Source organism: Hymenobacter sp. HD11105 (genome assembly GCF_054051685.1).
This window is the reverse complement of the sequence record NZ_JBSWBR010000013.1, coordinates 12,449-35,177: the sequence shown is the minus strand read 5'-3', so window position 1 is coordinate 35,177 and position 22,729 is coordinate 12,449. Positions and strand designations below refer to the sequence as shown.

27 protein-coding genes are annotated in these 22,729 nt (G+C 58.4%); 13 read left to right on the top strand and 14 right to left on the bottom strand.

Going from position 1 to position 22,729, the window contains the following annotated elements; translation table 11 throughout:
* Positions 1-95 precede the first annotated feature (95 nt).
* From ACW9KT_RS21925 to ACW9KT_RS21915, 3 genes are all read right to left on the bottom strand, one after another.
* Positions 96-374: a hypothetical protein gene (locus ACW9KT_RS21925; protein WP_457084466.1), complete on the bottom strand. Its 279-nt coding sequence runs from the start codon at positions 372-374 to the stop codon at positions 96-98.
* A gap of 327 nt (positions 375-701) precedes the next feature.
* Entirely contained in the window at positions 702-1,637 is a 936-nt protein-coding gene (locus tag ACW9KT_RS21920; RefSeq protein ID WP_457084464.1) for a DUF4394 domain-containing protein, read from the bottom strand.
* Positions 1,638-1,903: 266 nt separating this feature from the next.
* Entirely contained in the window at positions 1,904-2,266 is a 363-nt protein-coding gene (locus ACW9KT_RS21915; protein ID WP_457084462.1) for a hypothetical protein, read from the bottom strand.
* A gap of 108 nt (positions 2,267-2,374) precedes the next feature.
* On the opposite strand from ACW9KT_RS21915, the gene ACW9KT_RS21910 reads away from it, so the two are divergent.
* The 5 genes from ACW9KT_RS21910 (at position 2,375) to ACW9KT_RS21890 (ending at position 5,073) form a co-directional block, all read left to right on the top strand.
* Positions 2,375-2,695 (top strand): hypothetical protein, encoded by a 321-nt coding sequence (locus ACW9KT_RS21910; RefSeq protein ID WP_457084460.1) that lies wholly within the window; start codon positions 2,375-2,377, stop codon positions 2,693-2,695.
* Positions 2,696-2,859: 164 nt separating this feature from the next.
* Positions 2,860-3,201, top strand: coding sequence for a DoxX-like family protein (locus ACW9KT_RS21905; RefSeq protein ID WP_457084458.1), 342 nt, complete (start codon positions 2,860-2,862; stop codon positions 3,199-3,201).
* A gap of 31 nt (positions 3,202-3,232) precedes the next feature.
* A complete protein-coding gene (locus ACW9KT_RS21900; protein ID WP_457084456.1) occupies positions 3,233-3,943 on the top strand; it encodes a DUF2071 domain-containing protein in 711 nt (236 codons plus the stop codon).
* The gene (locus ACW9KT_RS21895) at positions 3,940-4,677 is read left to right on the top strand and encodes a class I SAM-dependent methyltransferase (protein WP_457084454.1); all 738 of its coding nucleotides are present in this window, start codon (positions 3,940-3,942) and stop codon (positions 4,675-4,677) included. Before ACW9KT_RS21900 ends, ACW9KT_RS21895 begins: the two co-directional genes overlap by 4 nt.
* Positions 4,678-5,073, top strand: coding sequence for a hypothetical protein (locus tag ACW9KT_RS21890; protein ID WP_457084452.1), 396 nt, complete (start codon positions 4,678-4,680; stop codon positions 5,071-5,073). It abuts the gene before it with no gap.
* 18 nt (positions 5,074-5,091) lie between these two features.
* Here ACW9KT_RS21890 and ACW9KT_RS21885 read toward each other — a convergent pair whose 3' ends face one another.
* The 3 genes from ACW9KT_RS21885 to ACW9KT_RS21875 all read right to left on the bottom strand — a co-directional run bounded on the left by ACW9KT_RS21885 (position 5,092) and on the right by ACW9KT_RS21875 (position 6,840).
* Positions 5,092-5,508 carry a hypothetical protein gene (locus ACW9KT_RS21885; RefSeq protein WP_457084450.1) on the bottom strand — a complete coding sequence of 139 codons (417 nt, stop codon included), beginning with the start codon at positions 5,506-5,508 and terminating at the stop codon, positions 5,092-5,094.
* A gap of 133 nt (positions 5,509-5,641) precedes the next feature.
* The gene (locus ACW9KT_RS21880) at positions 5,642-5,929 is read right to left on the bottom strand and encodes an Imm27 family immunity protein (protein ID WP_457084448.1); all 288 of its coding nucleotides are present in this window, start codon (positions 5,927-5,929) and stop codon (positions 5,642-5,644) included.
* 233 nt (positions 5,930-6,162) lie between these two features.
* Positions 6,163-6,840, bottom strand: a complete 678-nt coding sequence (locus ACW9KT_RS21875) for a hypothetical protein (RefSeq protein WP_457084446.1) — start codon at positions 6,838-6,840, stop codon at positions 6,163-6,165.
* 789 nt (positions 6,841-7,629) lie between these two features.
* Between ACW9KT_RS21875 and ACW9KT_RS21870 the strand changes: the two genes are divergently transcribed.
* The gene (locus ACW9KT_RS21870) at positions 7,630-8,196 is read left to right on the top strand and encodes a hypothetical protein (protein ID WP_457084444.1); all 567 of its coding nucleotides are present in this window, start codon (positions 7,630-7,632) and stop codon (positions 8,194-8,196) included.
* A gap of 191 nt (positions 8,197-8,387) precedes the next feature.
* Here the strand turns inward: ACW9KT_RS21870 and ACW9KT_RS21865 are convergent, their stop codons facing one another.
* Positions 8,388-8,705 (bottom strand): energy transducer TonB, encoded by a 318-nt coding sequence (locus ACW9KT_RS21865; RefSeq protein ID WP_457084442.1) that lies wholly within the window; start codon positions 8,703-8,705, stop codon positions 8,388-8,390.
* Positions 8,706-9,096: 391 nt separating this feature from the next.
* On the opposite strand from ACW9KT_RS21865, the gene ACW9KT_RS21860 reads away from it, so the two are divergent.
* The gene (locus ACW9KT_RS21860) at positions 9,097-9,522 is read left to right on the top strand and encodes a hypothetical protein (RefSeq protein WP_457084440.1); all 426 of its coding nucleotides are present in this window, start codon (positions 9,097-9,099) and stop codon (positions 9,520-9,522) included.
* Positions 9,523-9,849: 327 nt separating this feature from the next.
* Here the strand turns inward: ACW9KT_RS21860 and ACW9KT_RS21855 are convergent, their stop codons facing one another.
* Complete coding sequence (locus ACW9KT_RS21855) at positions 9,850-11,523, bottom strand: T9SS type A sorting domain-containing protein (protein WP_457084438.1); 1,674 nt, start codon at positions 11,521-11,523, stop codon at positions 9,850-9,852.
* A gap of 496 nt (positions 11,524-12,019) precedes the next feature.
* Between ACW9KT_RS21855 and ACW9KT_RS21850 the strand changes: the two genes are divergently transcribed.
* Positions 12,020-12,376, top strand: a complete 357-nt coding sequence (locus ACW9KT_RS21850; RefSeq protein WP_457084436.1) for a hypothetical protein — start codon at positions 12,020-12,022, stop codon at positions 12,374-12,376.
* A 48-nt stretch (positions 12,377-12,424) separates the two neighbouring features.
* On the opposite strand, the gene ACW9KT_RS21845 is transcribed toward ACW9KT_RS21850, so the two are convergent.
* The 3 genes from ACW9KT_RS21845 to ACW9KT_RS21835 all read right to left on the bottom strand — a co-directional run bounded on the left by ACW9KT_RS21845 (position 12,425) and on the right by ACW9KT_RS21835 (position 14,695).
* Positions 12,425-13,195: a hypothetical protein gene (locus tag ACW9KT_RS21845; RefSeq protein WP_457084434.1), complete on the bottom strand. Its 771-nt coding sequence runs from the start codon at positions 13,193-13,195 to the stop codon at positions 12,425-12,427.
* 123 nt (positions 13,196-13,318) lie between these two features.
* Positions 13,319-13,927, bottom strand: coding sequence for a hypothetical protein (locus tag ACW9KT_RS21840; protein ID WP_457084432.1), 609 nt, complete (start codon positions 13,925-13,927; stop codon positions 13,319-13,321).
* 492 nt (positions 13,928-14,419) lie between these two features.
* Positions 14,420-14,695 carry a CPCC family cysteine-rich protein gene (locus tag ACW9KT_RS21835; RefSeq protein ID WP_457084430.1) on the bottom strand — a complete coding sequence of 92 codons (276 nt, stop codon included), beginning with the start codon at positions 14,693-14,695 and terminating at the stop codon, positions 14,420-14,422.
* A 153-nt stretch (positions 14,696-14,848) separates the two neighbouring features.
* Here ACW9KT_RS21835 and ACW9KT_RS21830 point away from each other — a divergent pair, with 153 nt between their 5' ends.
* The 4 genes from ACW9KT_RS21830 (at position 14,849) to ACW9KT_RS21815 (ending at position 17,654) form a co-directional block, all read left to right on the top strand.
* Positions 14,849-15,160, top strand: a complete 312-nt coding sequence (locus ACW9KT_RS21830) for a hypothetical protein (RefSeq protein ID WP_457084428.1) — start codon at positions 14,849-14,851, stop codon at positions 15,158-15,160.
* A 272-nt stretch (positions 15,161-15,432) separates the two neighbouring features.
* Entirely contained in the window at positions 15,433-16,293 is an 861-nt protein-coding gene (locus ACW9KT_RS21825; protein ID WP_457084426.1) for a DUF4394 domain-containing protein, read from the top strand.
* 180 nt (positions 16,294-16,473) lie between these two features.
* On the top strand, positions 16,474-16,908 hold the full coding sequence (locus ACW9KT_RS21820; protein ID WP_457084424.1) for a DUF7684 family protein: 435 nt from the start codon (positions 16,474-16,476) through the stop codon (positions 16,906-16,908).
* 158 nt (positions 16,909-17,066) lie between these two features.
* Complete coding sequence (locus ACW9KT_RS21815) at positions 17,067-17,654, top strand: hypothetical protein (protein WP_457084422.1); 588 nt, start codon at positions 17,067-17,069, stop codon at positions 17,652-17,654.
* Positions 17,655-18,110: 456 nt separating this feature from the next.
* Here ACW9KT_RS21815 and ACW9KT_RS21810 read toward each other — a convergent pair whose 3' ends face one another.
* Positions 18,111-19,763: a vWA domain-containing protein gene (locus ACW9KT_RS21810; RefSeq protein WP_457084420.1), complete on the bottom strand. Its 1,653-nt coding sequence runs from the start codon at positions 19,761-19,763 to the stop codon at positions 18,111-18,113.
* 401 nt (positions 19,764-20,164) lie between these two features.
* Here ACW9KT_RS21810 and ACW9KT_RS21805 point away from each other — a divergent pair, with 401 nt between their 5' ends.
* Positions 20,165-20,830 carry a hypothetical protein gene (locus ACW9KT_RS21805; RefSeq protein WP_457084418.1) on the top strand — a complete coding sequence of 222 codons (666 nt, stop codon included), beginning with the start codon at positions 20,165-20,167 and terminating at the stop codon, positions 20,828-20,830.
* A 1,024-nt stretch (positions 20,831-21,854) separates the two neighbouring features.
* Here the strand turns inward: ACW9KT_RS21805 and ACW9KT_RS21800 are convergent.
* The gene (locus ACW9KT_RS21800) at positions 21,855-22,205 is read right to left on the bottom strand and encodes a VOC family protein (RefSeq protein WP_457084416.1); all 351 of its coding nucleotides are present in this window, start codon (positions 22,203-22,205) and stop codon (positions 21,855-21,857) included.
* A 196-nt stretch (positions 22,206-22,401) separates the two neighbouring features.
* Positions 22,402-22,719 carry a hypothetical protein gene (locus ACW9KT_RS21795; RefSeq protein ID WP_457084414.1) on the bottom strand — a complete coding sequence of 106 codons (318 nt, stop codon included), beginning with the start codon at positions 22,717-22,719 and terminating at the stop codon, positions 22,402-22,404.
* Between the last annotated feature and the right edge of the window lie 10 nt (positions 22,720-22,729).

Here is a 22,729-nt window from a genome sequence, read left to right as displayed (position 1 = left end):
ACAAGCTTATCGGTCCTTATTCAAGGTGAGTGAGCAGACCGGGCTGCATTACTCAAAGTAGAAAGTGAAGTGCGCTGTTGCACCTCATTCTCGCGTTAGGCAAGGACTAACAGGGCGGCATAGCCCACAATTATAGCCGCATATAAGTAGCGGACAATCACTTTCGATTGGTGCGCGAAAGACGCAAACGCGGCGTTGGTGTACAGGGTGGGATAGTGTTCCCGGCTGGGGGAGAAACTCAAGGGGCTCAGGAAAGAGGTATACTTCGTCAAGAGGTGCGCAAAGTCTGACTCTGAGAGTTCGCGGCCGCGGCACAAGCTGATGTGCTTAATGAGTTGTTTGATCCGGTACTTGTTGTAGAGCGCAAGGACCATCGTATGAGCGAATACAAGCCACATGATCACTAACGTAAAATCCATACCTGTGCATTATGCCGAATGTGAAGGCGAGTAGGTAACTCTGCAAAGTACCACCTGCCTATGATGGACGCCACAGGGCAAAAACTATACTAATTCCCAGACAGCGCCTATAACTACGATTATGTTTAGCAATTATTCCGGGCTTGACACCTAGTGGCCAGCCCGGAACTCCTAGCATAGAAATCCTATTTCTTGGAACCCTAGGTCCTTCCTTTTATGGGCGCACAACAAAGCCCTAGCACTTGGCTGGGGCTTTGTTGTGCGCCCATAAAAGGAAGGACCTTACAAACCGGCCCCCAGCGTGAAGCCGGTGGGAAGAGGCCGTACCCCGGCGCTCTGGGGGGGTAACCCAACTTCCCCCAGATCCGTGGCCGCGCCCGTCACCAAACTTATCGCGTAGAAGCGCGTGGTCGTGGCCACGGAAAGGACCGCATAGGCCTTCCGGCTAGCGCCCCCAATATCAAAGCTGGCCAACCCCGCGTCGACGCCCAGGGAGCCAATCTCCACCACCCCTCCGGTATTGGGGGGCGTTAGCAAGCTCAGCTTGTCCTGATTCACAACAAGCACATACAAATTGGTCGAGGCGGCGCCCGCGATGTTATTATCGTAGGCCGTGGCTCCAACAATAACGGCGGCTCCCCCGGTAGTAGGGCTAGCCGGGTTGATGCGCCCATACTGGATAGTGGTTCCGTCGGCCGGGTTTACCAGCAGGTTTTGGCCGAAATCGCTGACGAGGCGAAGGCGGTCGACTACGGGGTCAAAATCAACCCCAAAGGCAGTGGATCCAAAGAGGGGAAAGCTGAGCGGGGCAACCAGCGTGGCGGCCCCGGTAGCTGGGTTGAGCGTATACAGGCGACCATTGGTAATCGTTGACCGTTGAACGGGTTCGGTCTGGACTGTATTGGTGCCGACCAGGGCATAGAGTTGGCCGGTGGCGGGGCGCAGGTCAATTCCCAGGATGCGGTCACTGGCCGCGCTTAAGCCCGTGATGGGCAAGTGCCGAGTGATCGTCGGCGTCGTGGGATTAAACACCACTAAGCCATTTTCGTACGTGTTCCCCGCGCGCGCAAATTCGTAGGTGGTGTACGCCACGGGCGGCGTGGTAGGAGAGGAAGGAGGCTGGGGGAAATACTGCTCCAGCAGGTCTTCGCAGCTACTCAGCGAAGTCATGAGTAAGGCAGCCACGCCCCATTTGGCGAGGGAAGAGAGTTTTAGCATAGAAGCCAGATGATAGGATGGAGGAAAGAAAGAATTGAACAAAGGAGGTTTGACCACTACGGCTACCGCCCCTAGTTGGATGAAGAAAGGATAGCAATTTTATACGTGAGTCACTACGGGTATCCCTACCCACTAGGTGGATGGCCTATAATTCCCGCCCTGCAGTTAAGTCGTATAATGCGCATTACGTTAACAAAGGAGGAAGGAAGCGATTATCTTCTTGCGCGTGGAGGAGTGCTTTATGGGACGTTGTGCCCTCCTACAACTTATTCGTAGGAGTGGAAAGTAGAATCCCGAGTCACGGGCACCCACTCCTCCGCCCGCTTGGTCGCGTAGCCGGTGATCTTCAGATAGGCCGTCTCGCCTTTGACTATCACCTCATAGGGCAGCGTATCCTTGGCCAGATTGTTCTTATTGAAGGTGTATTCGTCGCCCTGATAGCCGCCTATTCTCGTCATTACGTCTTCCTTCTGCTTCGCCGTCTCAACCATGGTGTCTAAAAACGCCGGCAAATCCGATTTGAGGATGTAATAGCCCACATTGGCGATGATAAATACCACAACTACGATTCCCGCTAAGGCCAGCATGAGACGTACCATAGGCCCGGTGATGTTATTATCTTGCGCCATTGAGACTCCGCTTGGTTTGCATTTGTGAAAGGTACGGTAGTTAGACAAAGGCAGAAAAGGTTCTACTGCCAAGCTGTCCGGTTTCTGGGAATTGTCGAGTCCTTTCTAATGACCTTAGTAGAGTTGTTTCCTTATTGCCTCTCCCCGGAAAAACGGCAAGCATTATGTCGCCAACAGGGGGTCAGCGAAGAAGCCATTGAGGACGAAGAGATCGCCATCTATATGGAAAATGAACGGAGCCTGGAGGCCCCGATTCACCTGTTTGATTCCACCGTGAGCGATGATTGCCTTCGCTTTCAGCACCAGGGAATCGAGTATGTGCACTTTCTTGCGCTAGATGAGGTGGCGGACTTCCTGCGAGAAACCGACGAGGGAACCGACTTGGCAAAAGCGCAGCGCTTGCTGCACTATTCCATCTATGATGCCTAAGGGATCGGAGCGGTTCTTGCCTCCGTTCGCTGCTGCCGGTAACGAAACATCGGGGGGACGGCGTGGGCAGCGCACCCGTGAGAAGTTATTCCTAGTAGATCATATTGGATAAGAAGATGGATAGACACATCGGGCAGCTTGGGCTGCGCTACGGGATCGCCCTCGTGTGGCTCCTTAACGGCCTGCTGTGCAAAGTGCTGGCGCTGATCCCCCGGCACGAGGCCATTGTAGCCCGCATCCTGGGCCCGGCGTATGCCGCTCCGCTGACCCGCCTCATTGGTCTGGCAGAAATTGGCCTGGCCCTATGGGTGCTCAGCGGGCGCTGGGTGAAGCTGACCGCAGGCGGGCAAATCGCCTTGGTGCTCGGGATGAATGTGCTGGAGATCTTCCTGGCCCCCGACCTGCTGTTGTGGGGGCCGTTCAATCTGCTGTTTGCCGCCTTGTTCGCGCTGCTGGTCTATTACTACGGCTTTGTGCTGGCGCCAAAATCCGAAATAACGACCTAGCATGGCGTGGCTGGCCCATCATCCCTTCGCCGTGGAGGCGCACCTGGCCCGCACGACGGTGCTGACCTATGCCGTGCCCGCCGCCGAGCTGCAGCGGCTGCTTCCCGCCTGCCTGAGCCTGGATACCCTGGACAACCGCTGGGGCTTCGTGGCGGTGGCCCTGGTGCAGACCACGGGCCTACGGCCGCAGGGGTTGCCCGCGTGGCAGGGCCACGACTTTTTCCTGATTGGTTACCGCATCTTTGTGCGCTACACCACCGCGGCGGGCAAACGGCTGCGGGGGCTCTATATTCTCCAGTCGGAAACTGACAAGGTAAAGATGCAATGGCTGGGCAATCTATTTACGGGCTACCGCTATCGCACCATCGATATCCAGCAGTCCAGCGTGGGCAACCACTTGCGGTTCGAATCCCGCCAAGCCGGGCTCCGCATCGAAGTGGATGTGCTGCCGGGGAGCGAACCGGCGCTCCCCGTGGGCTCGCCCTTTGCTAGTTGGCAGCAGGCCCGGCGGTTCGCGGGGCCGCTACCGTTTACCTTTTCTTATGACCCCTCCAAGCAGCGGGTCAGTATCGTGGAAGGCGTGCGCGAGCAGTGGCGCCCGGTGCCGGTGCGCGTCTACCACGCCCAGGTAGGTTTTCTCGACCAGCTGGGAGTCAGCTCTGTCCAGCTGGCCAGCGCTTTTACTATGACCGACATTCCCTACCGCTGGAAGAAAGGACGCACTGAACTGTGGCCGGCATGAGACAGCGCGGGCAGGGCGTCGGCAATATTATCCGCTTTAACTGGCCCTTCTACGCCGGAGCCGTGGGGGTCGTGCTCCTGCTCGCAGCAGGAGCCATCTACGCTTCGGCGGCCGTTCGCCCCTATACTTATGCCCTGCTTGGGCTCGTCGCCGTTCCCACGCTGGTCTCGCTCTTGGTCTCGTACTATGTGTACGACACGTCCCCCCTGTATCGTCTGGAGTGGCTAGACGATAGTGGGCTAAGCGACCCGCACACCGTGGTAAATGTGCACGCCGGCTTTGATGAGACCAGCCAGTTGCTGCGCCAGCGCTACCCCGAGGCGGAGCTTCTCGTGCTGGATTTCTATGACCCAGCGGCCCAGACGGAAGTCTCCATTAGGCGGGCGCGGGCCGCGTACCCCCCGTTTGCGGGCACGCAGCGCGTAGTAGCCCACGCCTTACCCCTGCCGGATGCCACCGCCGATCTGGTGGTCGTCTTCTTGGCCGCGCACGAACTCCGCCAGCCCGCGCACCGGATAGGTTTCTTTCGTGAGCTCCGCCGCAGCCTGCGGCCGCAGGGTAGCCTGGTGGTCGTGGAACATCTGCGGGATCCGGCCAATTTCTTGGCCTATACCATCGGGTTCTTGCATTTCTATTCGCGCGCCACCTGGCTGGGCGTGTTTCGGGCCGCCGGGTTGGTCGTGGCGGAAGAAAAGAAGATAACGCCCTTTCTCTCCGCCTTTATTCTCCGGTAAATGGAAGCGCAACTTCGGCTGATCGGTGGTCTATTGGTTCTGTTGGCGGTGCTCCACGCTGGTTTCCCGCGCTACTTCGATTGGGCCGGCGAGTTGAAACCCTTAAGCTTAATTAATCGGCAGATGATGTATGTGCACACGCTCTTCATTGCCCTGACGGTGCTGCTGATGGGGCTGTTGTGCCTGGGCTGCGCCCCAGAGCTAATCGGCACGCCGCTGGGCCGCAAAATAGCGTTCGGGCTCGGGCTGTTTTGGCTAGCGAGGTTACTGGTGCAATTCTTTGGGTACTCCCCCGACCTATGGCGCGGCAAACGATTCGAGACGGCCATTCACGTTTGCTTTTCCTTGCTGTGGGCGTATCTGAGTACTCTCTTCTTTCTGGTGTATTGGCACTAAGGAGGTAGCGCGTCTTGCTTAGGGCTCATACAGGCGAAAGCAGCAGCTCGCCAGCACGGTACTGCTGGAATAGACCGCACTGAGCAGCAGCGCCATCGAGCCCCCGAGCAGCAGAAAGGTGAGCAGCACCCCGGCTATGGCCACCCCGTTTAAGAGGAGCTTGATGGCGAAGGCCGAGTACCGGGTGTTTATCAACCAGGCATGGGCCCCCCAGCACACCGCTAAGGCCGGCAAGGAAAAGACGAGGCCGAACAGCAGAAATAAGGGCCACGTTTCCACGCTGCGAAGGCCTTGGCCCTCCACTACCCCCAGCAAGACCAGCAGGGTCGGGCCGAGCAAGAGGGTGGCGGCCCACCACTCGAAGGGGTAGCTCGTATTGCGGGTCTTACGTTTCGGCGGCATACCCGCGTCGGGCAGCAACGAAGAGGAAGGCATAGGGAGTAACAGAGAAGCCGAGATGATTGGAAACAGTGCACTTGGCCTGAATCACGGGCCTAAGGTAATTGCCTTAGAAAGCGCATTATGTCAAACAGAGGAAAGGCGAATTAAGCCCTTTCGACCATAGTCACTACACCAAGCTATACCGTAGCGTCGCATCTGCCTGCGACAGGTGCGTGAGGGTTGGGGAACCCCCTTCGGGCAGCTCACTATGTGGAAACGACAACTCCCAATAGCAGCCGTCCACTGGGTTTTGATACAGCCGTGCCCAACCACTCTCCGCTGCGGCCACGAACCGCAGTTGCTGCTCGAGTAACGCCTGGATTCGCTGCGCCGTCGCATCCGGTAGCATCTGGCCCTTCGTGAAGCACCAGGTGCCGCGCAGAGGCGACTCATCAGGGGTTAAGGGGAGAGGCAAGGGGAGGATGACTTATTTATGCGGAAGGTCGCGGAGGACCTAGCTTCAACTAGCCTGTTTGAGAAGCAAACTAAACCATCTGCCTTAGCTAACTACTGGTACAGCATCTACCCCCATGGTACTCCGGGCTGCCTTCCTGCTGTTTTTACTGGGCATCCTGGGCCCCGACCCGGCTGCTCCAGCCCTGGCAACGGGTGTTACCGGGGCTTGGCGGGGATGGGTGAGCGGGTAGGCTAGAAGGGAATGCGCACGTCCAGCGTGTCGAGGGGCGGCACGAGGGTGGTTTTATCGTACCGGGTGCTCTTACCCTGCCAGTCCGTGACAATCCAAGTGGTTCTGGTGTCGGTGCCGCCGGTGACCCGCTCAATAATCACGGTGTCGCGGGGCTGATATAGACTAATTCCCAACCCGCTCCCGTGGCCGGTTATATAAAGGGTATGGACTGACTTAGGCGGCTTAGGCAGCTCGTTCACGATCACATAGCGCACCCAAGCAAAAGCCCTGACGCGAACCCGCACATCGTTGTTGGCCTGACCACCGTCAATAGGAACATATATATTGCCGTAATAGTAGGGGTCTAGGCGGCCCAAAAGCGAGTAGTTGCTGTTCCTTTTGGCCTGGAAAGTGAAGGTGAATCTTCCTTGTGCATCCGCCAACTGCGGGTCGCCCGTTGCGTTTGGCCCCCCACTGCCCATGCCCATGATGTTGATTTGGCCAGTGGGAGTGGAAACTCCTAGTTGCACCTGGCCATACGGCACTGGCTTACCCGTGTAGAATTCTACCACTTGCCCGGACACTTTCGTGGGGCCACTTTCTTTTTCGCAGCCGCTTACCACGATTCCGAGCATGGCGCAGCGAAGCCCCCAACAAAACGTTCTAACGGTCTGCGACGATAAGATGTGAGCCATCATGGGGAGGTGGAAAGTTGACCAGCGAAAGCAGATAGGGGACACAACGAAGCCTAGAAAAACTGACGGCAAGAAAAAGGGGATGCGCCCCGTCACCGGGTCCAAGGCAGCGGGGGCCTCGGTGGGTTCTGGCAGCTGGCTAGCCCCAGCAAGCTCCGGTAGCTCGTGGCAGCTAGCAGCCGCAGGGCACATATCAGGCGCATAGAACCAGGAATAGAAAGGAGAATAAAAGGAGAACAGGCGAAAGGTAGGGCAAAGCCTGTGCCCGCTTGCCCCAATCGATGCCTCTTGTAGACTTCTTAAAGTAGTGCCATAACCAGGTATTGACTTGCCGCCGAGCTAGTTAGGGTGCCTACTATCAGACTTTGCAAATTCGTCTATGACCTTTGTCAGACGCGAGGTGAGGCCGCCACTGCCGCGAGCAGCTCAGCTATAGCGTGGGAGTCAAGCACTAAACGGCGCCGGGCTTACCTGCTCGGTTTCTGTAAGTGCCAAGAAAAAGGGAGGATGTGACGACTATACAGACGGTATTCGACCGTATTGCGCAGGCCGGAGGTGAACGTGATAAGAGGGGTTACAGCGAACTTGAATTTGTCTTAATTGAGGCGTAAGAGGGGCATAGACTTTTTTAAGAACTGCCCCAGAAGATCGCTTATGGTAAGGGGCAAAACGCAGAAAGTAGTCGAAAGGAAGATTCGCCGTTTCTGACTTTTGTCTACTTTTAGTAGCTTTTAGAAAGCAACTGCTGAGTACCCCTGGGTAGCTGCTTACTGTCCTCGCTTGCTTCCGGCCATGGTCCAACACTTTATTGATCTCTATCCCACGGGGCGCATCACGTACACGCAAACCAGCTTCTTGGAGCTGACGACGGCAGTCGAGGTTCACCGCATAGACCTTATTGGCAAGGTGGCTACGTGCTTAAAGCGCGGCACATGGGGGACATTGCGCTACTATCAGCATCATCCGGCACTTTCCTTCTTTAATGACTCCCTGCAGCTGGTGAACCTAGAGCCGCGGCCTGGTATTCCGGCGGCCTTTTACACGGACTATGCGCAGTGTCTGACCCAGGCCTCCGCCGAATGGCGACGCTATGTTCCGTCGTGGGGTGGCGTCAGTTATGCTGGGCAGGAGCAAGTGGCCTGGTTGCTGCCGCAGGGTAGACGGGTTTCCGTGTCCCTGCCCGACTACCTGGCGCAGGAAGTCGTCGCTTTGTGCCACCGCTATCAAGTGCCGGTAACTAGTCAAGAGCCGGAACGGGTATACCCCAGGGGGCGGACGGTTGCTCCCCCCGTGTCACTGCTGTTGATTGGGACGAACTACGTGATTGCGCGGGACTTCTATATCAGCACCTTGCGCTGAACTAGCCAGAGGAATGTGGCCGTCCCTAGTTAACGTAGTGGCCATTATACGACAGAAGCGCTGCAGGCCTGTTCGTTTTAGGTGCCAGCGTTTCGCCCTGCGCATTTACCTAATAGATAGGCTGGTGTAGCAGGCCTACCGACGGTTTTAATCCTGGGTCAGACCACCCTCTTAGCGGTCGCAAGCAAGAGCTAGGGCTGCAACAGGAGGGGAATGGTAAAGGCCACCGCGACCCGCTTGTTGTTCTGGCGACCCGGTTGCCATTGCGCCGTGAGGCTGCGGACTGCTTGCAAGGCGGCCTCGTGCAGTTCGCCCACCGCTTTCTGCTGCTTGGCCTCGGCCTTCAGGCTCTGCTCCAGCTGTACGTCGCGCATCCGCCCATCCGGGCCAATGATAAAGCCGATCAAGACCGTGCCCCCGACCCCGGCCGCTTTGGCCGAAGCGGGGTAGTGCAGGCCTTGGACAATGTCCTGCAGCATCTTTTTATGTCCCCCCGGGTACTGGGGCATGTACTCGACCGTTCGATAAACCGCTTTATCCCCCGTCTGCCCCCATGTAAGAGGCGTCGTTCCCTGCGCCCGGACCGCCGACAGGGGAATCGTCAGCCACAGCCCGAAGATGACGAGCCAGCAGCGCCAGCGGGTAGGGCGATGGGTCACCGAAAGGAAGGGAGGCATCCAGGTACCGATAGGGGGTGAAGAAGAAGGACTCGGACAAGGCGATGGTAGGTTGCTCTAAGATGGGGGTTTTTAAGGTGAATTTCACTACCCCCGGCTGAGAGGGCTTACACAGCGAATAGGAGGGCTGCGGGCTTGGCATCGCAGCGAAGGAATTACTGCGTTGATCATCCTCTTCTTTACATAATTGTCCATATCGGACATCATTTCATGATCCAAAAGCTTGAAAAAGATCCTGCAAATCATCGCGACTAATTGGATTCATCTCGTTGGCTTTTACCTCATGAGCTATGCTTTCGGTATCATTTCCAAAATATTCGGTCTAGAGGGAGAGCACGAGACGTGGCAATCAATCTTAATCTCAAATCTGCTTCTGATTCCTGTCGCATTCCTTTGGTATGGCCCCCTCATCATTGGAGGATTTTATGCTGTGTTGACTGGGTTAGATGTACTGTGCTTTACGGTAGTAAGGCAGTCACTTTGGAAAGTCCTTTTACTGGAATGGGTGTTGATTGTACCCATTTTCATATGGTGGGCCTTTGACAATCACTTTTGGTTATGGCTTGCTTTAGCCTTCTCTTTTCTGCTGACTCAGTGGATGCGAAGACCGGAGATTGAGCGAATACTGCAAGCGAAGCAGCGCGGTTAATTATACTCCTGCAGCTGGAGACGCCCCGCAGTCAATTAGGATTTTGACTTGCTAGAAAAAGAGAGTAGCAGAGATGGGTATCCTGAAATGAGTCATTAACATAAGAGTAGTGGCTGTGGCGAAACTCCCGGCCGGGAATCTGCTGGGTCACCTCGGCGCCTCGTAAGCTCTAGGAAGCCGTAAGCCGCGCCCCTCGTTTATGGGGAGCGGGCTCGAATAACCTGCTGTCAGCCTGCTGCCAGCCTTTTGCAACAGCCACCCCGGCTTATCGGTCCTTGTACGGGAGGCTGAATGGCTACGGACGGTCCGATGCGTGGGGCCAAGGTCTTAGTGCAGCACTACGCGCTGGCCGAGGGCCTCGCCCTGGGAGCCCTGCACGCGCAGGTAATACAGCCCGGGCGGCTGGGCGCCGAGCTCGACCGTGACCTTCCCACTGGCCCCCACCACCAGGGGCTGCGCCACGACCAGGCGGCCCGTGGCATCCAGCACCTGGAGGAGCAGGCCCGTGCGGGGCGCGGCCGCCGGCAGCTGTAGCGTCACCCCTCCCCGGGTCGGGTTGGGCCACACCTGCAGGGGCTCGGACTCGGCCGCCGCTCGCGTGGCCGTGACCAGGGCCGGGCCAAGCTTGACGATCCAGTAGTCGGAGAGATACTCCAGCCCGAAACCCGTGTCAAAGCCCTTCCCGCGCGGGGTTTCGCTTTTCTCCCCGCTGATCGGCCCCGAGGAGCTCCCCACGACAATGGCCCCCCCATCGGGGGTCAGCTGCAGTGCCTGCATCCGATCGTCATGCTTGCTGCCCAGGGTTTTATCCCACACCTTGCGGCCCTGCGCATCGACCTGGAGCAGCCAGAAATCCACCGCCCCGCGGCTCGCTTCCGTGATGTCTGCGCTCACGTCTCCGAAGCCCGAACGGGTGCCGCCCAGCAGAAACCCGCCGTCTGGCGTGGGCTGGCAGGCGGTCAGGACTTGGTCGTCCGTGCTCCCATAGGCATGGTCCCAGCGCTTGGTGCCCGTCGCATCGAGGTTGACCAGCCAAAAGTCCTTGTCCGAACTCCCCCCTTTGGTCTCGGTCCGGTCCCCCGTCGCCCCCCCCTGGGACGAGCCCGCCAGCAAGTAGCCGCCATCGCGGAGCGAGTGCAGGGCGCGCAACTCCTCATAGCCGGCCCCGCCCAGGGTCCTATCCCATTGCTTCCGGCCCTGCGCGTCGAGCTTGACCACCCAGTAATCATGAAAGCCTCGGCTCGCCTCGGTTTTGTCCCCGCTGCTGCCCGAGGCCGAATAGCCGCCCAGCAGGTAGCCCCCATCGGCCGTCAGCGTCAGGGCCGTGGCGAAATCGAGCTGCGCCCCGCCATAGGTGCGGTCCCATTGCTTCTGGCCCTGGGCATCGACCTTGACCAGCCAGTAATCCCAGTCGCCCTGACTCGCCTGGCTCTTCTCTCCACTAACCGGGGACTTGGAACTGCCCCCCAGAATATAGCCCCCGTCCGGGGTCAGCAGCACCTCCCAGAGCTGCTCTTCCCCGCTGCCCCCGTAGGCGTGATCCCATTGCTGCTGGCCCTGGGCATCGACCTTGACCAGCCAGAAGTCCAAGCTGCCGCGGTTGGGCTGCGTTCTCGTGCCGCTTGGGCCCGAGCTGGAACTGCCCCCGAGCAGGTAGCCCCCATCGGGCAGGGCCCGGATCACGTCGATCCCCTCGGAGCCCTGGCCCCCGTAGGTTTTGTCCCACTGCGGCTGGCCCTGCGCGTTGAGCTTGACCAGCCAGCCATCATGCGTGCCATACCCGGCTTGGGTCTTGTCGCCGCTGCTGCCAACCCAGGACGATCCCCCCACCAGAGACCCCCCATCCGGGGTGGGCAGCACCGCGCGTGGCGAGTCCAGGTCATCGCTGCCCAGGGTGCGGTCCCACTGTTTACGCGGGGCTTGGCCCACCCCGGGCCAGGGGGTAAGCAGGAGCAGCAGGAGCAGCAGCAACACGCGGCGCGGAGCAAGCGAGAGGGGCATAGCGGAAACGAGAAGATAGCAAAAGTCAAATGTAACAATTTCCGTGCTCCGAGCGGCGAGTTGCGGGCAAGACGGCGGGCCACCCACGAGAGGTGCTACCGTCGCGGGGTAAGGAAAGAAAGGGGCCGAGCAGGCGCCGGTGGGCGAGACCCGTACTCCCCAATTCCCCTTCTCCTGGGAGGAATCGTGCCCTGAGGATAGTACCACGATTCGAGGCCAGAGGCAATAGGGCCAAAATCGCACTTATTCCAAGTTTAGGTTTATAACTCCGGTGGCTGTTGCAAAATGCCCAGCAATAGTTCTACTGAGTCGCTTCGGCAACGAATGAAGGCTGGAAGGAACCCGGTAACGCCCTGCTTTGACGGCGGATGGGGCTCACTACCCTGTTTTTATTTTATTGCTAGACTTTTGCAACAGCCACTCCGATTATGTAAAGGGGCAAAACCTAGACGGGTTCTAGTACATTAGCCCTTGTATAATACGGTGAAGTGCAATTTTGGCAAAGAATAAAAAGCAACCTAAGCGAACCCTCGATCTACAAGGGTGGCTGGGCGTAGCCTTGATCCTCTTGCTCGGGGGCTATTTTTTGCGCACCTGTACGCGGGGCTATTGGGAGTCGCGAGCCTTGGCGCGGGGCACCTTCACCACCCGAGCGGTCATCATTAACCAGAAGAACTATTTCGGCAATAGTCCCGTGTCCCAGCAAGTTGCCTATTCCTATCAGTTTGTCTTACAGGGGAAGAGCTATGAGGGCAATTCGCGGGATCCAGACCTGCAGGTCGGCGACAGTATCTGGATAGAGTACGTACCGGAGAATCCTGCCTACCATCAAGTGCACCACGACAGTGAATGAGGCGGTCCGATATGGTTTTTTATGTCAAGCTACTTTAGCATTTAGGCCCTACGCTTTCGGGCGCCGCCAATCAAAATTATACCGGGCGCCGACGCCCAGGGCGGGCGTAATTTTCTTCGCGGGGTCCCAGCTGCCGCCCGGCCGGGTTGTCAGGTTGCGCAGGGCCGAAGCGTCGAGCAGGAGGTTGAGGCGAGAACTCGCCCGATAGCCCATGGCCAGGCCCCCGGCTAGATACGTATTGGTCGCCCGCACGCTTACGCGCTCTTCATCGGTAATCTGCCCATCCACGACGTTCAGATACTGGCGCCAATAGCGGTTAAACTCCGTCGTCACGCCCAGCTGCGCTTCCAGATAGAAGCGGCGCGGGCCGGTGAAGCAGTAGCGTACCGACACGGGTAGGGCCGCGTTATACTCGTCTCGGTAGTCCGAAGAAGTAAAGGGCCGACCCAAATAATCCATACCGGCTATACTTTCCCCGCGTTCCGGTGGGTTGTGCTGGAGAAACCCCACCTGCACCGCTACATTGGGCCGTAAATGGTAGCCCACAAAGACGTACACCGGATAAACGCCCACTTGCTGCACCGGGTAGTTGGTGGAGGCGACCATATAGCTATGCGCGGCCGCCTGCGCCCCCGCGTAAAACGAGTAGCGCCGTAGCTCCCGCCGGGGCTTACCGGCCGTCGCCTCCGGCGCTCCGGGCGTAACCGTAAGGGTCGATGCGTCAGCCCGGCGGGGCGGACGTTGGGCCAGGGCACTGCTGCTCAAAAAGAGGGCCCCCACCAAAGAGGCGGACAGGAAGGCAACGTTTGGGCGAAGCATATATAGCAGATAGGGTGTGCCGGCGGAAGGCATCTTTTTTTCCTGCGAGCTGGACGCGCGGCGGCTGCGACCGTTCTGCTACCCAGCCGGCGATAGCTCGCCTGGCTCGGGTGGCCGAGCTGCTTAAAACCGGTAGCCGGCGCCCAAGCCGACAAACTCCGTCAGGGCTACGCGTGGGCGCCGAGCGATGGACACGGCCACGGCCACATGCGTGTCCACGAGCCACCGCTGCCCCAGCGCCCAGTGCCGCCCGGCGCGCAGCAGGGGCCGCACTTGCACGTCCTGCGACGTGCGGGAAGAAGCGGTAGGGCTCTCCTGGATGGCGCGGCTGTGGCTATAGGCGCCGATGAGCCCGGCGCCGACAAACCAGCCGATCAAGCTCGGCTGGCGGGCTTGCAGGTAGTAGTTAAGCGAGGCGTCCGCGATCAGGTCCGTCGTGCGAAACTGGGTGCTGAACGTGATCGGCGTGCCCGTCGGATCGGGGCCGCTGAAGCGGGAGCGCTGGCGCGCGTGATCGCCGCCCAGGCTGGCGCGCACACTCCAGCGAGCCCCCACCCCGCGCTCGTAGCCCAGGGCCGGCGTGAAGGGCGAAGTCAGCCGCAGCGTGTGCAGGGTGAATACCTGGCGGCGAATGGGGGCCGTCGAGTCGGGGAGGAGCGCTGGGGTGGTAGCTAGACTCGGTAGGGGGAGGGCCAGCAGGGCGGCCCCATAACATAACGTGCGGAATAGCATCAGGGGGAACAGAAATATAGAAGACGGAATAGGGTAAGAAAGGAGCAGTACGAAATAGAGCAGTATATTATTGTTTAGATAGAGCGTAAGCGGTCGGGTTTTTTCGGCTGCTCGTGCACCACGTTCTCCGGCGGCCCGGTCCGGGGACCGGCCGGACGAGGAAACGATCGCAGCCCGCTTCTTCTCCATTCGACAGGCAGCGAAGGCAGAAAAAATACGTTCCTTGGCAGGCTTCCGCCCAAGCCCATTTGGGTTGCAGCCCGCGCGCGTGGGAACGAGCCGGCTGGAAAACGTCACGGTGGGCTTGGTCCTGCGGCGCCCTTTTACGCGCGGGCAGCCCACACAGGCGGGGTAACCGAGGCTTTCCTATCAACGGGCAAGCAGGTGCAGGTTACCGACGCCCGCTTCGACGTGCGCTTTTAGCCGGTGGCGGCCAGGACGGCATAAGGGGCGGCGTTTGCCGCCCTGCTCAAGCCTAAGATAACAGGATGGCTATCGCTCCTCTGGTAGCTCGTCCGCCGTCGGGCGCCGCACCAGGTGTTGTAACCTGGGCTCGCATGCGCCTAGGTCCCGGTAATTAAGCCGTGCTTGGTGTAGACTGACGTGGTTGGCCCCGCCCTCGTAGGCGGGATCGTCGCCTTGAATCGGGTCATCCTCCCAAAAGCACACGGGACAAATATCATAGTGGCCCGTGGGCGGCTCCGGGAAGGTATAATTCGCGCAACAAGGACTCGGATAATACCCAAACGTATTGGCGGCAGGTTCCATAGAGCTGTTTACGACTCGTGGGCGGTAATAGCTACTTCCTCCCTGGCGCTCCGGACCGTTTCCTAGAAGACAGCAGACGAAGTAGTAGCTTGCGGCGGGGTGGGAAAGCTAATTCCACTTAGTTAATTATCCTGCTGGAAAGTGGGCGAGCGAATGGACTACCGGTTTTGGATTTGGAAACACAAGCTGCCGGCTGTGCTGACCATGGTGGCGCTCGTGGCGCAGGCGTCCCTGAGCGAGGAAGCGGTGGACGACCTCCGCTACCGCTTAGGGGGGACGGCAGACGGGCTGACAGATTGGGTTGACTTTACCTTCCCGGAGGCTAGCCACGTGCAGCTTCGGCTTTGCTTGGATGAGGATGATACGGATATCGTGCACCTGGCCATCCGCGCGCCGGCCGACCTCTACGACCGGCTCCAGCTGATTGACGCCATCCAGGCCACGTTTAGCCTCCTGCAGCTGTAACAGCCCCTTCCGTATCCGTGCACCTCCGCAGGAGCGGTAGGAAGGCGAGAGCAGAAAGAGCAACGTCGTCGAAAGAATTCTTAGAAGCCTAGGATAGCCATTCCCGTTGCACCCTAGCTGAAGGTATACTGACCCAAAATCCCCGGCAATGACGGAGCTTTTGGGTGGATAAATATTTAAAGGGATAGTCTAACCAAGATACAGCGTTAGTCGTAGGGACTAAACCAGATTTGTATTATTCATTCTTTACATCTTTCTATTTTCTCAGTTCTATGCTAAAACCCTCTTCCCTCGCCACATGGGGCGTGGCTGCTATGCTTATGACTTCGCTGACCAGTTGCGAAGACATCTTCGAGCAGTACTTTCCCAAGCCCACTCCTACACCCCCGACCGTCCCAACGCCCCCGCCCGTAGCCTATGCGCTGGCCAGCCGCTCCCCCGACCCGAGCGTGAACGTGACGCTGCTCGCCTCCTTTAACCCGGAGAATCCGTCCACGGCCGTGACCAAGCCTGTGACCGGCCTAAATGCCTTCAACCGCCTCATCGCCCTGGATCGGCGCCCTGCCACCGGCCAGTTCTATGCTCTGGGCATTGACCAGCGCCTCTATACCTTGGATGTCAACACGGGGGCGGCCACGCGCGTGTCGGATCAAATCCTGCCTATCATCTCCTTCGGGCTGATCGGCTTTGACTTCAATCCCGTGACCGATCGCCTGCGCATTGTCAATGCTCGGGGGACCAACCTAGCGGTGAATCCCACGGATGGGACCTTTCGGGTGGATACGCCCCTCAATCCTGGGGCCGCCACGGGTATCGCCTACGATAACAACGTGGCTGGGGCCACGAGCACGCGCCTGTTCGCGCTGGACATTGACCAACTCTATCGGATCGATGCGCCCGCTGCCGGCACGCTCACCCCGGTGGGCCCTACGGGCGTACGTGCCGGGGCGTGGGACTTCGACATTGGCCGCACTAGCTCTGCGGCGTATGCGCTGGTGGATAATGTGGTGGCCAAACAGGTCTACCGCATTGATCTGGCCACAGGCCGCGCCACGCGCGTGGGCGAGTTAGATCCGCAAGCCTTTCCGGGTAATTTTGAAAGCCAGGGTTTCACCTTGGGCGCAGGCTTATAAGACCTCCTAGGAGCGTCGTAAGGAAAGCCTCGGCTAATGAGCCGAGGCTTTTTTAGGCCCCCTAAATATAAAGTATACTGCTATCCCATCACACGAAGCCTCAAAGCTGTTCGCGGAAAGGTCGCTTATCATAATGCAATTTCTAAGACACCAATACAGGCGGCATTACTATTCCTGCAGATGATTATTAACGATAGAACCATTACCCTGACCGAATACCGCACCGATCAGAACTGGTTGGCGAAGCTGCCGCAGCACCATTGGGTGTGCGTGCTACTCGTCCATGAGAAGCGCGGCCACTACATCGATGAAATTTTGCCCAAGCTGCTGCTCCGCAATGTGGCCTATGTCTGCTCGATTGGCCGGGCCGGGGAGTGGGCGCATGACTGCCTGGATGAGGAGGTGGTTTTCCGCGATGTAGAACAACTTTATCTGCCACCCCACCGGGTGGTGACTACGTGGCATCCTGACTTGGAGGAGGGCATGTGGCACGCCGTGTGGGAAGCGAACCACGACCACGTTCCCCTCCACGCGGTGGCCGTGTTGGATCTGACCGGCGGGGCAGAAAACGCCCCTCTCCAAGCTTGTTTGTCGAAGCTACAGGACAAGGCTTAACCCTGCGGGCTAAGGGCCCATATCGAGGCGAACAAGTACAAGTCTGTCTTTCTTAATTTGAGGAAAAGTTGGTTGACATAATCCCCCTTCTCGGGCAGCGACAAAAGGCAGGATCTATTCTCGTCTATATTTGAACTCATTTTTACGCTTGACAAAGAATGGATTTTGACCTCTTCAATTACTTCCAAGGCCTCCTGCAAGAAGGAAAACTGAGAGAAGCCATTGCGCAAGGAGAACACAAACTTAACAGCTTAGAGAAAACCTATTTTCACCGTCTACTCGGCACCAATTTACTCCACCAGCGGGATGAGGTAGCGGCTTGGTTGGACGCGTTTTACCAACACGTTTCATCAAAGATGCCTATAGGTGCCCTCTATGTGGAAATGAATGCATTTGACATTAATACGGAGGAATGGTATCTCGACGGGTTTGCCTACGAAGTAGCGGGCACCAGAGAGGATGCCGAATGGCTTGCTAACTGGTCGGCCAATACGGCTACCAAAGAACCATTCGTGCTTAGCGGGTTCGAACTGTTACAAGAAGCCTTTGAAGCCTATTTTGACGAAGAGCAGGTGTCCGAGAATCTAGAGCGGGCACATGACGTAGCGGAGATGCTGGTCATTCTACGCGTGCAAGAGTTGCTGGACGAGGTCCATCAAGCAGCTAAAGTGAAAGGACTAGCTTGGGGTACTATTCCTTTACTGGTAACGGCGCATGATTACGAAATGCTTTATGAAGCAAAGTAAGTTGTTCAGTCGCTGTCTTTATAACTTTTGCCAAGAGCTTCTGCGCGCAACTAAACTCTAGCAGGTAGGCGGTTTCCCGGAATTGATCATTAACATAATTGTGGTGGCTGTTGCAAAAGTCTCCGTCGTGAATCTACTGGGTCGCATCAGTCATTAGTAAGAGAAGAAGGGGCTTGAGTAGCGCCCCTTGGGGGCAGCGGATAGGGGCTCGAAAGCCCGGTTGTCTGCCCCCATCCGACTTTTGCAACAGCCACTGTGGTTCTAAGACGCTTCTTGCTCGGCTTTGCGTCTCCAGCAGAGCAGGTACTTTCTGGCCTCGACGCGTGTTTCGGCAACTCCGCTCGTCATCCTGTTTTCATTCCCGACCGCCCGCAGGTCGACCCAGCGCCTAGTGGGCGGTCGGGAATGAAAAGAAGGAGGCCGTCACGTGACAGCCCCCCGCCTGAACCGAGGTGGTTAGCGCGTCGCGGTCTCCCTGCCTAGGGCCGCGGCTTGCTGCACGAGCGCCCGGAATTCGCGGCGAGAACCGTCGGGGTCCGGCGCGTCGGTGGTGCGGGCCAAGGCGGCGGTGCTAGCCCACGTAGCCGTGCCCGCGTAGCGCGACCCGCGCAGCAGCAGGCCAAACTGGGTCACGGCCGCGGCCCAGCGCAGGTTGTCGGAGGCCTTTACAATGGGTTCGTCGAGCTGGACGTTGCGCACGGGCAGGGTGAGCAACTTACTCGCGCTGCCGGCTGGCTCCTGGTAGCGCAGCTTCACGGTGAGCAGCTCCGCGCTGGCCGTGGCGGAAGGGCTGGCGCTATTCGTCTGGTACTTGAGCGGGTCGATCGTCGCGCCGCCCGTGGCGGGAGCGCCCACCGGCACTACTTCGTAGAGGGCCGTAACTTGCTGGCCGGCGCCCAGCTCACCGGCATCCTTGCGGTCATCGTTGAAGTCTTCGGCGGCTAGTAGGCGGTTTTCGTAGCCTAGCAGGCGGTATTCGCGCACCAGGGCCGGGTTGAATTCGACTTGCACTTTCACGTCCTTGGCCAGGGTAAACAACGTGCCGCCGAACTGCTGCACCAGCACCCGCCGGGCTTCGCTCAGCTGGTCGATGTAGGCGTAGTTGCCGTTGCCCTTATCGGCCAGCAGCTCCATCTTGCTATCCTGCAAGTTGCTCGAGCCGAAGCCCAGCACCGACAGAAAGACACCCGAGTCCCGCTCCTGCGTTATGAGCCGCTCCATATCGGCGTCGCTCTGCTCGCCCACGTTGAAGTCGCCGTCGGTAGCCAGGAGGATGCGGTTGTTGCCGCCGGGCCGTCGGTGCTGCCGGGCCAGCTGGTAAGCTAGGCGCAGTCCTTCCCCCCCGGCCGTCGAGCCACCGGCCTCCAGCGCATCGAGGGCCTGCAGAATGGTTTCGCGCTCAGCCCCCGACGTAGGAGGCAGCACTACGCCGGCCGCCCCAGCATACACCACAATAGACACGTGATCCTGGGGCCGCAGTGACTCACGCACCAGCAGCCGCAACGACTCCTTTAGCAGCGGCAGTTTCTGCGGCTCGTTCATGGAGCCCGACACATCGAGCAGAAACACGAGGTTAGCGGGCGGCAGGTGCTCGGTCGCTACCTGTTTGCCTTGCACGCCTACTAGCACCAGTTGATGCGCCGGGTTCCAGGGGCAGGCCGCTACTTCGGCATTCAGCGAAGCTGGGCCAGATTTTGGCTGCGGGTAGCGGTAAGGAAAGTAATTCACCAGCTCTTCCAGCCGTACGGCGTCGGGCGGGGGCAACTGCCGGTCCTGGGTCAGGAAGCGGCGGACATTGGCGTAAGAGGCCCGGTCCACGTCGATGGCAAAGGTGCTGAGGGGGTTGCGTGTGGCGGCCAAAAACGGGTTTTCGTGGATGACGGCGTAGTTTTCCCGAGTGGAGCCCAGGTAGTCCGACACCTGGGGGCCAACCGGTATCGGCGCGCTGATCAGCGCGTCGGCCGGCGGGGCTTCCATGGCGACTATACCATCCACTGTTTCCAGGTTTTCTGTCTGCGTATTTTCGGTCGAAACCTGGTGGTGGCAGGCGGGCAATAGCCACGCGGCCCCCAGCAGCCCCCACAGGGGCAGCAAGCGGTTTATCTTCATGGGAAGGAATAAATTGTGGGGAGTGAAAAAGCCCCCGGTGACGGGCACCGGCCACTCGCCCCGCCACCAGTCGCGATCTGGCACGAAGCGCGCTACGGCCTGGTTTTCTTCGCGACGAAAACCCAGCAGCAGCAGGATTGGCCCGGCTAACCACCAATGGCTTGGTCCGGGGAGGCAACGACACAGGCAGCGCCGCCTGTACTCCTATATACCCGTATTCAGGTGTAGGTAACCCACCCCCATCCGCCTATCTTCCTGCCTTGCTAGGGAGCGCTATCCTTTCTATGAAAGCTGTCTCCCGCAACAGCACTCCTACGCAGTAGTCAGCGTGCTTGCCTTGCCGTAATGGCCCTACTGGGTCACGGTGCCCGAGTTGGGCGGTTATGTTAAAAAGAGCATCTATGAACTTAGTTATGCAGGACAAAAGGCATTTCGGCCTGACAACAGACGATGCCCTCCGCTTGCTCGTCCTTCATCTGCTGACCGCGTTGCTGATCCTGTCCCCGTTTTTGCCCGGTCCCAGTGCCTTCAGCCAAGCGACGAATTCCCTCTTCAGCGTTTTTCAGTTCCTGAGCCTGCCCGGCCTGCTGCTGGTGCCCGTGGGCTTGCTGTGGCTGTGGCACCAGCGGCGGCAACCTAAGGCCACGCGCCTTGGCTTTTACCCACTGCTGTTGTGTACCCTACCCGTAATGCTATTCGTGCATAGTTTCGGCAGTGCTCAGGTGCTCCGCTCGTGGAGCAGAAGCAGAGCCATCACCCGCAGCGCGCCGCTGTTGGCCGCGTTGGCAACTTACCAGGCAAAGCACCAGCGCTATCCGGTTCACCTAACTGACCTCCGTCCGCGCTACTTACCCCAGCTGCCGAGTCCCGGCGTGATGGGCATCGCAGGCTATACGTATGAAACGCATCCGGACTGCTTCCAGCTCACGTTTGCGCAGAACGTGTTGTTAGGCTTTAACTTTGAAGTAGTGGCTTATGACCCGCGCGACCATCACCAGGCGCAAGGCGAGCTGTCCACGCTCTCTGCCGCTGGTGCCCCGCACTGGCAGTTTTATATCTATGACTGACCAGGTACGAAGCCCCAACAGGTCTGACCAAGAGGCTAGTTCTCTCGTCGTATAATGGCCATTATGTTTAGCGACAAAAATTAGATTCCAGTCGGAGATAATCATGCCTTGTATGTATCCCTGTGAATGCCAATAGCGTGCGCAGCCCAAAAGCAATACGTGAGTGCCGCTGAAGGCTTCTCCTGCCCCGTGAATGGTTCATAGGTCTGCGTTTTCTCGCCCGTCGGCTCACTCAAACACATTTTTATCACCAAAGCGAATGGTTGCTACCTACAGGAAATTGATTTGCTGCTTTAGCATGCCTAGCGCTGATGTGCTGTAGATGATGGTATCTCCCTTTTGGAAGTAGCCGAACCGGTCAAAGCAATAACTCACCTGTTTGGTTCTATAATAAAAAGTTGCAGTGCCTCTTACGTCTAAACGCCGCGTCACTTTAGGCGACGCGTTGAGGGCGGAATACAGCCTACTAGCAAATTCCACATCGCGTATACTTTTTGCTCTACAAGTATTGCGAAAAGTACTGGTGAATAAATGACAAGCTACTGACTCAGTCGTGGTTGTTAAAAAATGCTCATACTTAACCACTACCGAGTCAGGACGCAAGGACTGGCCCAGGGTTTCTGCCCCAGTAAGCGCGGACCCAAAACAAACGAGCACGCCACTGAAAGTATTCCTCATATGGTTTGTATGGTTTTGTCGCTGGCTAGGGAAAGTAGGTAGGAGCTTACTTTTCTTGCAAGGAGTGAAAGTAGATAAAAGCCAGAAAAGAGGCTTATGCCAGACTGTCCGGATTCTAAGAATTGTCGATTAACATAATCGGGGTTCTGAAGCCTTTCTTGTAGGAGTGCTACGGGCTACTAAACTATTAAATAGAATGAATGGAAGAAGCCCCAGAAGGAAACGGTACGTTACCTGAAACGAGTCAGCTCTGCCGACGCTGCCCTGGAGCCCCGTGGTTTGCCCTCGTGGGCCCCCTCTTGGGCGCCGGCACGCGCGGCAGGAGACCCAGGCGATGCCCGCGGGCTTAGGCCTCGCCGCACACCGCCAACTCGTTGCCGCTCGGGTCCGTGAAATGAAACCGCCGGCCCCCGGGATACGCGAACAGGGGCGTGGTAATCACGCCCCCCGCCTGCTCCACGGCGAGCTGGGACGCGGCCAAGTCGTCGGCCCAGAGCACGACCAGCGGGCGGCCCGCGGGCCGTTCGTCGGCTTGGTAAAACCCGCCGCTGAGCTGCCCGTCCTCAAAGGCGACGTAGGCCGGGCCATAGTCCTGGAAGGTCCAGCCAAAGGCCTGGGCGTAAAACTGCTGGGTAAGGGCCAAATCGCGGGCGGGGAATTCCAGGTAGAACACGGCGTGGTTGATTTTCTGGCTCATGCGCAGCGGGAAGGGGTGAGCCGGCAAGATACGCCATCTGGCAAGAAGGGCCGACGGCTTCACCCCATGGCCCCTGCTAGCCGTAACAAGTGCTAAAAGGCCCGAAAAACCGGCCTGTCGGCAGCCACCCGCTGCGGATAGGGTCCGATAAGGAAAGCGAAGCGGATCGGATACGCCGCATTATGTAAATCGGAGCTTACATGGAGCCTGTATTTCCTCGGACGAGCTGATGCTGGTGGTCATATACGAGTACCTCCGTCCAGTCCAGCTTTCTCGCTAAGGAGTCAATTCTGGTGAAAACGGTGTCGGCGACGGCTGTGCGACAGTCCATGCGCAGATAGCCGGGGTAGCAAGGCACTTGGGTGAGCTGGAGCTGCTCCTGATACAACGTATTCATTCGTTCTATAAATGCTTTGTGTTCTCCGGTGGGCTCCCCACACGCCTTTCGTTCGAGCCGCTCACAAGCGGTAAGTAAATAGCTGGTGAGCAGAAGCAGGGTCAGTCCTGTTTTCATGGTTAGCTGA